Raw genomic sequence first — 13470 nt, forward strand, 5'->3', positions numbered from 1 at the left:
CGTAGAGGGTAATGCAGAAGACAGCAGGCAGCGGCGTCGGTGCGGATGCACCCCCGCTCTTCCGGGAAAGACTCAGTCCATCGCTCTGGGTGCTCGTCGGCGCGGCGGTCGTCGCGCCGATGGCGGCGCTCGTTTTCGCGCCCATCGACACGACGGCGGCGTTGGTCGCCGGCATCGTCGCGGGGGTCGCCTTCGTGACGCTGCTCATCGCAGGATCGCCCGTCGTGGCGGTGCGCGACGGGATGCTGCACGCCGGTCGCGCGCGCATCCCCGTGGAACTGCTGGGCGATCCGGCGATCGCCACGGGTGAGGACGCGCGCAACGCGCGCGGGCCGGGACTCGACCCGCGCGCGTGGCACGTCATCCGTGGCGGGATCGACGGCGTCGTGGTCGTGTCGGTCGACGATCCCGACGACCCGACCCCCGTGTGGGTCGTGTCGTCGCGGACGCCCGACCGCCTCGCCGCCGCGATCCGGAAGGCGCAGGCTGCCTCGAGAACTGCGTCCGAGTAGGCCTTACGCCGCGCACTCCGTGCAGATGGGGCCGTCGGCGCGCTCGTGGTCGAGCTGCGAGCGGTGCTTCACGAGGAAGCAGTTCACACACGTGAACTCATCCTCCTGAGCGGGGAGCACGACGACGTCGAGCTCGAGATCGGAGAGGTCGGCGCCGGGGAGTTCGAAGCCCGACGGGTTGTCGGCATCCTCGACATCCACCGAACCCGACATCTTGTCGGGAACCCGCTCCTTGAGGGCCTCGATCGACTCGCTGTCGTCCTCGGTCTTGCGGGGGGCGTCGTAATCCGTAGCCATGCGTGAACGTCTCTACTTCCGGAAATCTTGGTGTCGCATGCCCGTATGGGCGGCGATAGTTTGCACGACGGCGGAGCATTTCGCAAATGCTCACTCAGCGGGTTTCCCGACGTGTGCATCCGTGAAACTCGCGGCGCGCCCGCGTTATTCCCGGCCGCTCCCCTGCGGCCGTGTGAGCATGGACGCACCACGGCTGGATCGGAGAGGGCGTTTCGCATGGAACAGCTCAAGGTCATCGCAACCGAGGACGACGTGATCGTCCTCGCGACCGAGTCGGGCGAGCGCTTCTCGCTGGCGATCGACGACGTGCTGCGTGCCGAGGTGCGCCGAGCCCGTCGCGAGCGCGACGGCGACGAACGCTCGGCATCGCGGCCCAGCCCGCGCGAGATCCAGGCGCACATCCGCGCAGGTCTGTCGGCCGAGGAGGTCGCGAGCCTCCTGGGCGCGCGCGTCGAGGACGTCGCCCGCTTCGAGGGGCCCGTGCTCGCCGAGCGCGAGCACGTCGTCGGCCAGGCTCTCGCCGTGCCCGTGCTGCTCGGCTCCGATCTCGACGGCGACACCCACCCGACGTTCGGCACGGCCGTGCGCGCGAAGCTCGCCGAGGCGGGCGCGACGGGTGAGCGCTGGACGAGCTGGAAGGAATCCACGGGCTGGATCGTCAAGCTCGAGTTCACGGCGGCCGAGATCGGCCACGATGCGCGCTGGGGCTTCGAACCGCGGCGATCGACGCTCTCCCCCCTCAACCCCGACGCGATCCAGCTGTCCCGCCAGGGTTCGCTGCCCGAGGGGCTCATACCCCGGCTGCGGGCGCTCGAGACGCCGCTCGTAAAGGATGACTCGCGCTTCGACAGCGGTGCGTTCGGCCCGCGCCGCCTGCCCGTCCCCGACGCCGACCTCGAGAAGCCCGACGTGCCATCGCCCGCCCCGGCAGCGGTGCAGCAGGCTGCGATCAAGCGCGCCGAGGAGACCCTCGTGACTTCGCCCGAGACCGCGGACCTGCTCGAGGCGCTGCGACGCCGGCGAGGTCAGCGGGAGCCGCTCCCGGGTGCCGAAGAGGTCGCGGCGTCGCGATCGTCGACGCCGGTCGCGCTGTTCGACGCGCTCGAGCCCGGCTACGTCGAGTCGACGCCGTCCGAGAAGGAGCCCGACCTCACGCCCGACCGGCCCGTCGCCGCCGAGGCGTCCGGCCGCCGCAAGGGGCGGGCCTCGATGCCGTCGTGGGACGAGATCGTCTTCGGCGCCGGCGCGCGCGGCGAAGACTAGCCGCCCGGTCAGCGAGGCTGGGCGAAGGCTCCCAGCCGGATGAGCGGCACCGTCCGCTCCTCGTCGGTCAGCGAGCCGTGCTGACCGATCATGTTCTGCGGGCCCTTGTCGGCCAACCGATCGTCGTAATACGCGATGCCCGCGCGTGCGGCGACGACGACATCGCCGATGCGCTCGCGCACACCGTCGTCGACGGGCCCGAACAGGCCTGCGGCGATCGCCTCGTCGCGTGACACGACCCACGACCGTGCGCCCTCGGACGCGCGCCAGGCGTCGAGCACGGCATCCGCCCTGCCCTCCTCGGTGTACAGGTGCAGCATGCGCGGCTCGCCGCCGATGACCCGCACGTCGTCGACCAGCCCGTCACCGGCCGTGAGCAGCACGTGGCGGTGACGCGGGACGTCGACGATGCCGTGGTCGGCCGTGACGAGGGCGCCGATGCCGGGGCGCAGCCCCGCCGACAGCGAGCGGGCCGCGGCATCCACCGATTCGAGGCCTTCCGCCCATTCGTCCGACTCCCAGCCGTGCTTGTGCGCGATGCCGTCGAGCTCGGGAGCGTACAGATACACGAGCGATCCGGGATGCTGCGCCGCGACGTCGGCGGCGATGCTCGCGCCCGTGCCGGCGTCGGGCGCCGGAACGAACTCGGCGCCGCGCATCGTCGCGTGCGTGAAGCCCGAGCCCGCGAACTTGGGCCGCGAGACCACGAAGCACGGCCGTCCCGCGGCCGACTCGCGCGACAGGATCGGCTGCGCGCGCTGCCACGTCAGCGGGTCGAGGCCGTCGGTCTCCCAGCCCTTGAGCTGGTTGGGCGCGTCGTCGGTGCCGGGGATCCGCACGCGATAGCCGACGAGTCCGTGCTCGCCGGGCTCGACGCCCGTCAGCAGCGACGTGAGCGACGCGGCTGTCGTCGAAGGGAAGACCGAGCGCGCGACGTCCTTGCGTCCACCTCGCTCGGCGAGGAAGCGGGCATGGCCGGTGCGGGCGGACAGATTGCGTGCGCCGAGACCGTCGACGACGAAGACGACGGCGCTCATTGCGGGGCCGAACCAGTCTCCTCCCCCGCCCAGGGCGGCGAGCAGCTCGGGTACGACACGGGTCAGGCTCCGGGCGCGCGGCGGCTCCGCGGGTAGGCTGAGGGACATCCGGGCCAGTCTCGCACACCGGCGAGCAGCCCCCGCCGGCTCTTTCCGCCGGCCCGTCCCCGAGGCCAGATCGTCATGCCCGCTTCCCGCACTGAACCTGTTCCCGCCGATCACGGACGCATCGAAGACATCGACGTCGCGGCGGAGATGCAGGGCTCGTTCCTCGAGTACGCCTATTCCGTCATCTACTCGCGTGCGCTTCCCGACGCGCGCGACGGGCTCAAGCCCGTGCAGCGGCGCATCCTCTTCCAGATGGCCGACATGGGCCTGCGGCCCGACCGCGGTCACGTCAAGAGCGCCCGCGTCGTCGGCGAGGTCATGGGAAAGCTGCACCCGCACGGCGACGCGCCGATCTACGACGCGCTCGTGCGTCTGGCGCAGCCCTTCTCGCTGCGCGTGCCGCTCGTCGACGGGCACGGCAACTTCGGCTCGCTCGACGACGGCCCCGCCGCGCCGCGCTACACCGAGGCCCGGCTCGCTCCGGCCGCTCTTGCGCTCACCGAGAACCTCGACGAGGACGTCGTCGACTTCATCCCCAACTACGACGGCCAGTTCCAGCAGCCCTCCGTGCTGCCGGCCGCCTTCCCCAACCTCCTCGTCAACGGCGCGACGGGCATCGCGGTCGGCATGGCGACCAACATGGCGCCGCACAACCTCATCGAGGTCGTGGGCGCCGCCGTGCACCTGCTCGAGCACCCCGAGGCGACGGTCGAAGAGCTCATGGAGTTCGTGCCGGGCCCCGACTTCCCCTCGGGCGGCATCATCGTGGGCCTCGACGGCATCAAGGACGCGTACGCGAACGGCCGGGGCAGCTTCCGCACCCGCGCCAAGGTGGCGATCGAGTCGCTCGGACCCCGTCGGACGGGTCTCATCGTCACGGAGCTGCCCTACCTCGTCGGCCCCGAGCGCATCATCGAGAAGATCAAGGATGCCGTCCAGTCGAAGAAGCTGCAGGGCATCTCCGACGTCACCGACCTGACCGACCGGCACAACGGCCTGCGCCTCGTCATCGGCATCAAGACCGGGTTCGACCCGCAGGCCGTGCTCGAGCACCTCTACCGGCTCACACCGCTCGAGGACTCGTTCAGCATCAACAACGTCGCCCTCGTCGCCGGGCAGCCGCAGACGCTCGGCCTCAAGGAGCTGCTGCGCGTCTACCTCGACCACCGGCTCCAGGTCGTCACGCGTCGCAGCGAGTACCGTCTCGCCCGTCGCAAGGAACGCCTGCACCTCGTCGAGGGCCTGCTCATCGCGATCCTCGACATCGACGAGGTCATCCAGGTCATCCGCGCGTCCGACGACGGCGAGCAGGCCCGCACGCGCCTCATGGACGTCTTCGACCTGTCCCAGCTGCAGGCGGAGTACATCCTCGAGCTGCGCCTCCGGCGCCTCACGAAGTTCTCGCGCATCGAGCTCGAGACCGAGCGCGACGCCCTCCTCGGCGAGATCGCCGCGCTCGAAGAGCTGCTCGGCAGCGAGGTGCTCCTGCGCGCACAGGTCGCGCGCGAGCTGGATGCCGCCGCCGAGACCTATGGCACCCCCCGGCGCACCCTGCTGCTCAACGGCGGCCCCGTGGCGCCCCGCTCCCGGGCCGCGGCGTCTGCGCCGGATCTGCAGATCGCCGACGCCCCGTGCCGTGTCTACCTCTCGGCGACGGGTCGCATGGTGCGCGCGGAGCTGACCCCGGATGCGCCCAGCGGCGGCATCGTGGCGCCGTCGCGGCGTGCGAAGCACGACGCGATCCTCGCCGCCGTCGACGCGACGACGCGCGGCGACGTGGGCGCCGTCACGTCGACGGGCCGCCTCGTGCGGTTCACCCCGGTCGACCTTCCGTCGGTGCCCGGCAATTCGGTGCAGCTCGCGGCGGGCACGCGCGCCGACCAGTACCTCGGGCTCGCGTCCGGCGAGCACGTCGTCGGGATCGTGCCGCTCACCGACGGGCCACCGATCGCACTCGGCACGGCGCAGGGCGTCGTGAAGCGGGTCGCGGCGAGCGAGCTCGGCAACAAGCACGACCTCGAGATCATCGCGCTCAAGGACGGCGACCACGTCGTCGGCGCGGCCCCTGCGAGCGACGGCGCCGAACTCGTGTTCGTCGTCTCCGACGCGCAGCTGCTCCGGTTCGACGCGGATTCCGTGCGGCCGCAGGGCCGCGCGGCGGGCGGCATGGCGGGAGTGCGCGTCGCCCCGGGCGAGCGGGTCGTGTTCTTCGGCGTCGTCGGCGCGTCCGCGTTCGACGCCGTCGTCGTCACGATCGCCGGCAGCACTCAGGCCATCGCGGGCGCCGACGCCGGCTCGGCGAAGGTGTCGGACTTCACCGAGTTCCCCGCCAAGGGCCGGGCGACCGGCGGTGTGCGGGCCCAGCGCTTCCTGAAGGGCGAAGACACGCTGACGATCGCGTGGGTCGGCAGCGAGCCGAGAGCTGTGGCGGCGGACGGCGCGACGCGCGCCCTTCCGGCGTCCGGCGCGAAGCGGGATGCCTCGGGTCAGCCGATCGACGGGGTCGTCGGCGCGGTCGGCACCGCCATCCGCTGACCCGGAACCCGTGAGCCTCCATGGGGCTGCCGAACGCGTGGGTGGCACCCGCGCTCTCGGCACTCAGGTGGAGTCTCACCGACAGAGGGGATGGGTCGGCGAGCCGTGCGTGCGTGGGTCAGGCGTCGATCGACTCGCGCGAGAGCCGGTCGCTCGAGCTCACGATGAATTCGCGGCGCGGGGCGACCTCGTTGCCCATCAGCAGCTCGAACACGGTCGTCGCCGCTTCGGCGTCTTCCAGCCGCACACGGCGCAGCGTGCGGCCGTTTCGGTCCATCGTCGTCGTCGCGAGCTGCTCGGCATCCATCTCACCGAGGCCCTTGTAGCGCTGCACCGGCTCCTGCCAGCGCTTGCCCGACTTGCCGAGCTTCGTGAGGAGCCCGTGCAGCTCCGGCTCGCTGTAGGTGTAGATCGTCTCGTTGGGCTTCGACCCCGGGTTCATCACGACGACGCGGTGCAGCGGCGGCACGGCCGCGTAGACGCGGCCCTCCTCGATGAGCGGCCGCATGTAGCGGAAGAACAGCGTCAGCAGGAGCGTCCGGATGTGCGCGCCGTCGACGTCGGCGTCGCTCATCAGGATGACCTTGCCGTAGCGCGCTGAGTCGATGTCGAACGAACGGCCCGACCCGGCCCCGATGACCTGGATGATCGAGGCGCATTCGGCGTTGCCGAGCATGTCGCTGATCGACGCCTTCTGCACGTTGAGGATCTTGCCGCGGATCGGCAGGAGCGCCTGGTACTCGCTGTTGCGCGCGTGCTTGGCCGTGCCGAGCGCGGAGTCGCCCTCGACGATGAACAGCTCCGAGTCGGCGACGTCGTTCGTGCGGCAGTCGGCGAGCTTGGCGGGCAGCGACGACGATTCCAGCGCGTTCTTCCGGCGCTGCGTCTCCTTGTGGGCGCGTGCCGAGATGCGCGCCTTCATCTCCGCCACGATCTTGTCGAGCAGGAGCGCGGTCTGGTTCTTGTCGTCGCGCTTGGTCGAGGCGAAGCGGGCCGTGAGCTCGCGCGTCACAACGTTGGCGACGATCTGCCGCACGGCGGGAGTGCCGAGCACCTCCTTCGTCTGGCCCTCGAACTGCGGCTCGGGAAGCCGCACCGTGAGCACGACCGTGAGGCCGGCGAGGATGTCGTCCTTCTCGAGCTTGTCGGTGCCGACCTTGAGGCGCCGCGCGTTCTGCTCGACCTGCGCGCGCAGCACCTTCATGAGCCCCAGTTCGAAGCCCTGCTGGTGCGTACCGCCCTTGGGGGTCGCGATGATGTTGACGAACGAGCGGTTCGCTGTGTCGTAGCCGGTGCCCCAGCGCACCGCGACGTCGACGTGGCATTCGCGCTCGAGCTCGGTCGGCACCATGGCGCCCGTCGGCTGCAGGACGGGCACGGTCTCCTTGAATGTGCCCGAGCCGGTGAGGCGCCACGTGTCGGTGACGGCGGCATCGGGGGCCAGGAAGTCGGCGAACTCGGAGATGCCGCCGTCGAACCGGAAAGTGGTGAGGTTGACGCCCCCCTCGCGCTCGTCGCTGATGACGATCTCGAGCCCGGGCACGAGGAACGCCGTCTGGCGGGCGCGCTGCTCGAGCTCCTCGAGGTTGAACGCGGCATCCTTCGTGAAGATCTGCCGATCGGCCCAGTAGCGGATGCGGGTGCCGGTCACGCCCTTCGCGGCACGCCCCGCGACGCGGAGTTCGGAGCTGGCCTCGAACGGTGAGAACGCGGCATCCGGTGTGCCTCCCGCGAACGTTCCCGGCTCGCCCCGGTGGAACGACATCGCCCACGTCTTGCCGTCGCGGTCGACCTCGACGTCGAGTCGCTCGGACAGGGCGTTGACGACGGATGCGCCGACGCCGTGCAGACCGCCGGAGGCGGCGTACGAGCCGCCGCCGAACTTTCCGCCGGCGTGCAGCTTGGTGAAGACGACCTCGACACCCGTGAGACCCGTGCGCGGCTCGATGTCGACGGGGATGCCGCGCGCTCGGTCGCGCACCTCGACGCTGCCGTCGGCGTGCAGGATGATGTCGATGCGGCCGCCGTGGCCGGCGAGAGCCTCATCGACCGAGTTGTCGATGATCTCCCAGAGGCAGTGCATGAGGCCGCGCGAGTCGGTCGAGCCGATGTACATGCCGGGGCGCTTGCGGACCGCTTCGAGGCCCTCCAGCACCTGAAGATGATGGGCGGAATACTCGGAGGTCACAAATGTCAAGGTTATCCGGGGCGGCCGACGCCGTGGAGCACAGACACGGAGCCTCGTATTCCCGGTACGCGCACAGCGAAATGTGACCTGTTCGCGGCATTCCCGAAACCTTCGCGTGGTTGTATGTCATGACCCGCAGAAGCGGAGCACCGAGCACACGCAGCACGAGGAGGCCACGAGATGAATACGCTTTCGACACCCGCCGAGTCCGGCTCCCTCCTCGAATACCGCCTCACCGCGATGGACCGCTGTGACTCGTGCGGCGCGCAGGCCTACATCGCCGCCGAGGTCAACGGCAGCGAGCTGCTGTTCTGCGCGCACCACGGCCGCAAGTACGAAGAGAAGCTTCGCGCGATCGCCACGTCGTGGCACGACGAGACCGCACGGCTCAGCGAGTAACGCTCAGCCGCCGCGGTAGACGCGCGGCATCCCCGGCGAGAACCGCAGTGCGATCTCCTCGCCGATCGTGCCGATGCGCTCGGCCGCGTCGGTGACGCTCGCAGGTGCACCGGCACCGAGGACCAGCACCTCGTCCCCGACCTGAGCCGTCGACCAGCCCGCGACCGTGCTCTCGCTGAGCCCGATGACCCGAACGGCGCGCGACCCCTGGATCGTGCCGACCTCGAGCCGCCCGGCGAGCGTCGACGGGAGACCGTCCAGACCGCCGACGTCGATCGTGACATCCTCGCCGTCCACACGCGCCACGTGCGCCGCGAGGGTGGAGACGGGACGGATGCCGAGCTCGGCCTCCCCCGGTCCGCCGGCGGGGCGGATGCCGTACGCGAACGCGCCGATGCGGACGAGGTCGTAGCGGAACTCGGGTCGCGCGAAGCCGGCGGCGGACGCCGCGAGATGGCGGAGAACGGGTCGGAGTCCCGCATCCTGTGCCTGGCGCACCGCCGCGTCGAAGAGGGTGCGGGCGGCGTCGTCCTCGGCGTCGGAGGCCTCCGCGATGTGGCTCCACACGCCGACGACCTCCAGCGCGCCGTCACGCTCGAGCTCGGCCGCGCGCGCGACGAACCCGGGCCACTCCTCGGGACGCACGCCGTTGCGGTGCAGGCCCGTGTCGATCTTGAGGTGGACGCGGCCGCGGCCCGACGCCGCGGCGACGTCCTCCAGGAGTGCGGCATCCCCCACCCCGATGTCGAGGTCGGCGTCGACGGCCGCCCGGGCTTCCTCGGCGGTCGCGACGATCCAGACGAAGATGCGCGCCTCAGCGCCGAGGAATGCGCGCACGGCGCTGCCCGTGCGCACGTCGAAGGCGCCGAACCAGCGCACATCCTCCGCCCACGCGCGCGTCACGATCGCCTCGAGGCCGTGACCGTAGGCGTCGTCCTTCACGACGAGCATGTGCGCGGCGGGCGCGACCCGGTTGCGGATGGCGGCGAGGTTGTCGGCGAAGGCGTCGAGATCGATGCGGAGCTCGGCGGTCACGACACGTGCTCCCGCTGTGCGCGGCTGCCGACGGCCGCGACGATCTCGGGCCCGTCCAGGCCCGTGTGCGCGGTCCAGCGCGCCAGGTCGGGGTCGTCGGCCTCGGGGCCGAAGAACACCGCCTCGTCGCCGCGCGCGACGTCTGCGTCGCCGATGTCGACGACGCAGACGTCCATCGCGACGCGGCCGACGATCGTGTGCAGTGCCTCGCCGATGCGCACGCGCGCGTGATCCCCGAGCGACCGCACGACCCCCTGCGCGTAGCCGCCCGTCACGAGCGCGATGCGGGTGTCCTCGGCCGCGCGATGGGTGAATCCGTACGAGACGCCCTCCCCCGCGTGCAGCGCCTTCACGACGAGCACCGAGCCTGAGAGGCGCATGACCGGGACACCGGCGGTGCCGGGCAGGCCGTAGAGGGCGGAGGTGTCGAGCGTCGCCTCGCCGACCGATTCGACCGCCACGCCGGGGTGGGCGTCCGCCATCCCGGCCGACTCCCGCTCATCGACCAGGAGGCCGTCGACGCCGGTGTCCACGAGCGTCCGCGCGACCTCGTGGAGTCCGTGACCCCACGCGTCGTGCCGCAGATCGGCGATCGCGTACTCCCCGCCGGTCAGGAGCAGGAGCGCCTCGACGTTGGCGCGGAGTGCACGGTGATCGATGCGGGCGACGGGAGCGCTGCGCCAGGGCGCGGCGTCCTCGATCCGATCGCCCGAAGTCACCCGTCTAGACTATCGGGGTCCCCCGCACCCGACCCTGGAGCACCCATGCCTCGGAAGGGCCTCGGCCTCGCGCCGCGCCTTCGCTATCTCGCCGGACGCGCTCGTCGCATCGACGTCGGCTCGGTGCTCGAACGAGCCCACGAGGCCGCGGAGGAGCACGGCAAGTGGCGCCCCGCGATCGTCGTCGACATGCTGTGGCAGGCGGGCCTGCGCAACGTCGGGTTCCAGGACTACATCGACTACGACTTCGCGATCCTGAACAAGGCGGAGCGGGCGACGTACATGACGCACCCCGTCTCGAACCAGCTGTCGCAGAAGTACGATCACCCCGACTTCCGCGGGCTGTTCCAGGACAAGATCGAGTTCGACCGCCGATTCAGCGAGCACCTGCACCGCGACTGGATGGTCGTCGAGGAGGGCAACGCCGACGCCGTGCGCGAGTTCGCCCAGCGCCTCGGCACGATCGTGACGAAAGAGCCCGTCGGCCAGGCCGGCACCGGCGTGCACCGCTACCACGCGACGGAGATCGAGGACTGGGATGCCTTCCACCGAGGCCTCCTCGAGCGGGGTGAGCTGCTCATCGAAGAGGTCATCGTCCAGCACGCCGACCTGGCCGCCGTCTGCCCCGGCACGGTGAACACGACGCGCGTCACCGCCTTCTTCGACGGTGAGACGACGCACATCCTCGCGGTCGCGCAGAAGTTCGGCCGCGGCGCGGTGAGCGACCAGATGACGTACGGCGGGTTCTACACGATGCTCGACGACTCCGGCCGTGCCGCCGGCAACGGGTACGACTCCCACGCGCACATCCACGAGTTCCACCCCGAGTCGGGCGTGCGCATCGCCGACTTCCAGCTGCCGATGATGGACGAGGTCAGGGCATTCGTCGACCGCGTCGCCCGTGTCGTCCCCGAGGTGCAGTACGTCGGCTGGGACATCGTCGTGACGCCGACCGGGCCTGTGCTCGTCGAGGGCAACTGGGCCGCAGGCGTCTATGAGAACAAGCCGAGCGCGACGGGCATCCGCACCGGCCACAAGCCGCGCTACCGCGAGGCCATCGGGTTCTGAACACCGTGAGCCTCCATCTGAGCGCCGAGGGCGCGGGTGACACCCACGCTCTCGGCAGCCCAGTGGAGGCTCACGGGTTATGCGGTGGCGAGCACCTCAGGAGGCGCGGACGATGCCGAGCGGCGTCGACTGGTGCCCCTGGCCGAGGGGGTTGTCGCGCAGGATCGCGACGAGCTGCTTCTCGCGTTCCTTGAGCAGGGTCGATCCGAGGATGTTGCCGCCGATGTCGTTGATGTCGACGACGGCGACCTCGACGCCGTTCCCGAGCAGGCCCTTGAGCCGCGCGGCGACGGCGCGCGGGCGCTCCGGACCGAGCACGACCGCCTTGTTGTAGGGCGGGATCGTCCCGCTCGTGGGCCCGTCGATCGAGCGCGCCTTGTCGCCCGCGACGCGATAGAAGTCGCCCTTGCGCCCGAACAGCTTCGTGACGGCCGAGACGCCCGCGGCGAACAGGATGCGGATCGTTCCGCACTCCCGCAGCGCCATCTCCATCGTCTCGGGCATGCCGAGGCCGATGCCGTAGGGCGTCTTGACGACGAACTTCGACAGGAAGAACGCGAGTCTCCGCGGCTTGATCGAGTCGATCGGGTACGAGCGGCCCTGCGTGATCGCCACGATCTTCTCGGTCACGAAGAGGATGTCACCGGGCTGCACGACATCGGTCGCGTACTCGCGCACGAAGGCGTCGAGATCGTCACCCGGCATGACGACGCGCGTCTTGATCGGGATGCGGGCGAACGATGCGCCTTCGAGATCGACGGTCAGCGCCTTGCCGGCGTTGGCCTCGCCGATCATTCGAGGTAGTCCCGGAGCGACTGCGAACGCGAGGGATGCCGCAGCTTCGCCATCGTCTTCGACTCGATCTGGCGGATGCGCTCACGCGTGACGCCGAACGTGTCGCCGATCTGGTCGAGGGTCTTCGGCTGGCCGTCACCGAGGCCGAAGCGCATGCGGATGACGCCCGCCTCGCGCTCCGACAGCGAGTCCAGGAGCGACTCGAGCTGACGCTGCAGCATCGTGAAGCCCACGGCGTCGGCCGGGACGACCGCTTCGGTGTCTTCGATCAGGTCGCCGAACTCGCTGTCGCCGTCCTCGCCGAGCGGAGTGTGCAGCGAGATCGGCTCACGGCCGTACTTCTGCACCTCGATGACCTTCTCGGGGGTCATGTCGAGCTCGCGGCTGAGCTCCTCGGGCGTGGGTTCGCGACCGAGGTCCTGCAGCATCTGGCGCTGGACGCGCGCGAGCTTGTTGATGACCTCGACCATGTGGACGGGGATGCGGATCGTGCGGGCCTGGTCGGCCATGGCACGGGTGATGGCCTGGCGGATCCACCACGTCGCATAGGTCGAGAACTTGAAGCCCTTGGTGTAGTCGAACTTCTCGACGGCGCGGATGAGACCGAGGTTGCCCTCCTGGATGAGGTCCAGGAACTGCATCCCGCGGCCCGTGTAGCGCTTGGCGAGCGACACGACGAGGCGGAGGTTCGCGCCGAGCAGGTGCGACTTCGCGCGCTGGCCGTCGCGGGCGACCCACTGCAGGTCGAGGCCGAGCTGGTTCGACTTCTCGGCCGCCGTCATGTGCGACAGCTTCTCCTCGGCGAACAGGCCCGCCTCGATGCGCATCGCGAGCTCGACCTCTTCGGCCGCGTTCAGCAGCGGCACCTTGCCGATCTGCTTCAGGTAGTCCTTGACGGGGTCGGCCGTGGCTCCGGTGATCTGCGTCGAGTAGACCGGGATGTCGTCCTCGTCGCTCGACGAGATGACGATCGCGCCCGTGGGAAGCGGCTCCGAGAAGGCAGGGGCCTTGCCCTCCTCTTCCTCGTCCTCTTCCTCGGCGGACTCGCCGTCGGTCTCCGAGTCGCCCGCGGCCGACTTGCTGCGCGAGCCTGCGGCCGGCGCCGCGTCGTCGTCGGAGTCGTCACCGGCCTCGTCGTCGAGCTCGACGTCGGAGTCCAGCTCCTCGTCGTCGAGCTCTTCGTCGTCGTCGCTCTTGGCCTTGGACCCCGCGGCCTTGGCCTTGGGCGCGGCCTTCGTCTTGGCCGCCGCGCGCTTGGCGGCGGGCTTGTTCTCGACCTCCTCGACGGGGGTCTCTGCCTCGGTGTCCTTCGCTGCTCGGGATCGAGGTGATGTCTTCGTGCTCGAGGTCACGGTTCGCCTTTCATCGGCGGACGCGGCTGCCGCGTCCTCCGATCGTTTCGGACACTAGTAAGACCCTTGTCAAGTCCGCCGCCCGTCGAGGTTGTCTCGCGGACCACGTTGACAACGGGTCAGGTCATCTATTGTCTCACACTCGCCGCGCGCTGATCGCGG

General features: G+C 70.4%; 12 protein-coding genes. 5 read left to right on the forward strand and 7 right to left on the reverse strand.

Annotated features, from left to right (window positions below; translation table 11 throughout):
- The first annotated feature begins 11 nt into the window (after positions 1 to 11).
- Complete coding sequence (locus ACH3VR_RS05940; RefSeq protein WP_396639845.1) at positions 12 to 512, forward strand: DUF3093 domain-containing protein; 501 nt, start codon at positions 12 to 14, stop codon at positions 510 to 512.
- 3 nt (positions 513 to 515) lie between these two features.
- On the opposite strand, the gene ACH3VR_RS05945 is transcribed toward ACH3VR_RS05940, so the two are convergent.
- Positions 516 to 809 (reverse strand): DUF4193 domain-containing protein, encoded by a 294-nt coding sequence (locus ACH3VR_RS05945; RefSeq protein ID WP_360127110.1) that lies wholly within the window; start codon positions 807 to 809, stop codon positions 516 to 518.
- A gap of 216 nt (positions 810 to 1025) precedes the next feature.
- Here ACH3VR_RS05945 and sepH point away from each other — a divergent pair, with 216 nt between their 5' ends.
- A complete protein-coding gene (gene sepH, locus ACH3VR_RS05950) occupies positions 1026 to 2072 on the forward strand; it encodes a septation protein SepH (RefSeq protein WP_396639846.1) in 1047 nt (348 codons plus the stop codon).
- 8 nt (positions 2073 to 2080) lie between these two features.
- Here the strand turns inward: sepH and ACH3VR_RS05955 are convergent, their stop codons facing one another.
- Positions 2081 to 3217 (reverse strand): alkaline phosphatase family protein, encoded by a 1137-nt coding sequence (locus ACH3VR_RS05955; protein WP_396639847.1) that lies wholly within the window; start codon positions 3215 to 3217, stop codon positions 2081 to 2083.
- A 75-nt stretch (positions 3218 to 3292) separates the two neighbouring features.
- Between ACH3VR_RS05955 and ACH3VR_RS05960 the strand changes: the two genes are divergently transcribed.
- On the forward strand, positions 3293 to 5752 hold the full coding sequence (locus ACH3VR_RS05960) for a DNA gyrase/topoisomerase IV subunit A (RefSeq protein ID WP_396639848.1): 2460 nt from the start codon (positions 3293 to 3295) through the stop codon (positions 5750 to 5752).
- 118 nt (positions 5753 to 5870) lie between these two features.
- Here ACH3VR_RS05960 and ACH3VR_RS05965 read toward each other — a convergent pair whose 3' ends face one another.
- Positions 5871 to 7940 (reverse strand): DNA gyrase/topoisomerase IV subunit B, encoded by a 2070-nt coding sequence (locus ACH3VR_RS05965; RefSeq protein WP_396639849.1) that lies wholly within the window; start codon positions 7938 to 7940, stop codon positions 5871 to 5873.
- Between the two features lie 180 nt (positions 7941 to 8120).
- Between ACH3VR_RS05965 and ACH3VR_RS05970 the strand changes: the two genes are divergently transcribed.
- Positions 8121 to 8339, forward strand: coding sequence for a DUF7455 domain-containing protein (locus ACH3VR_RS05970; RefSeq protein ID WP_396639850.1), 219 nt, complete (start codon positions 8121 to 8123; stop codon positions 8337 to 8339).
- Positions 8340 to 8342: 3 nt separating this feature from the next.
- Here the strand turns inward: ACH3VR_RS05970 and ACH3VR_RS05975 are convergent, their stop codons facing one another.
- Together ACH3VR_RS05975 and ACH3VR_RS05980 are read right to left on the reverse strand one after the other, a co-directional pair.
- Positions 8343 to 9374, reverse strand: a complete 1032-nt coding sequence (locus ACH3VR_RS05975; protein ID WP_396639851.1) for an alanine racemase — start codon at positions 9372 to 9374, stop codon at positions 8343 to 8345.
- Entirely contained in the window at positions 9371 to 10093 is a 723-nt protein-coding gene (locus ACH3VR_RS05980) for an alanine racemase (protein ID WP_396639852.1), read from the reverse strand. The genes ACH3VR_RS05975 and ACH3VR_RS05980 overlap by 4 nt, the downstream gene beginning before the upstream one ends.
- Before the next feature lie 45 nt (positions 10094 to 10138).
- Here ACH3VR_RS05980 and ACH3VR_RS05985 point away from each other — a divergent pair, with 45 nt between their 5' ends.
- A complete protein-coding gene (locus ACH3VR_RS05985; protein WP_396639853.1) occupies positions 10139 to 11161 on the forward strand; it encodes a sugar-transfer associated ATP-grasp domain-containing protein in 1023 nt (340 codons plus the stop codon).
- Between the two features lie 96 nt (positions 11162 to 11257).
- Here ACH3VR_RS05985 and ACH3VR_RS05990 read toward each other — a convergent pair whose 3' ends face one another.
- Together ACH3VR_RS05990 and ACH3VR_RS05995 are read right to left on the reverse strand one after the other, a co-directional pair.
- Positions 11258 to 11956: a coenzyme F420-0:L-glutamate ligase gene (locus ACH3VR_RS05990; protein WP_396639854.1), complete on the reverse strand. Its 699-nt coding sequence runs from the start codon at positions 11954 to 11956 to the stop codon at positions 11258 to 11260.
- A complete protein-coding gene (locus tag ACH3VR_RS05995) occupies positions 11953 to 13308 on the reverse strand; it encodes an RNA polymerase sigma factor (protein WP_396639855.1) in 1356 nt (451 codons plus the stop codon). The genes ACH3VR_RS05990 and ACH3VR_RS05995 overlap by 4 nt, the downstream gene beginning before the upstream one ends.
- Positions 13309 to 13470 lie beyond the last annotated feature (162 nt).

Origin of the sequence: Microbacterium alkaliflavum (assembly GCF_044325405.1) — a bacterium.
Taxonomy (GTDB): domain Bacteria; phylum Actinomycetota; class Actinomycetes; order Actinomycetales; family Microbacteriaceae; genus Microbacterium; species Microbacterium alkaliflavum.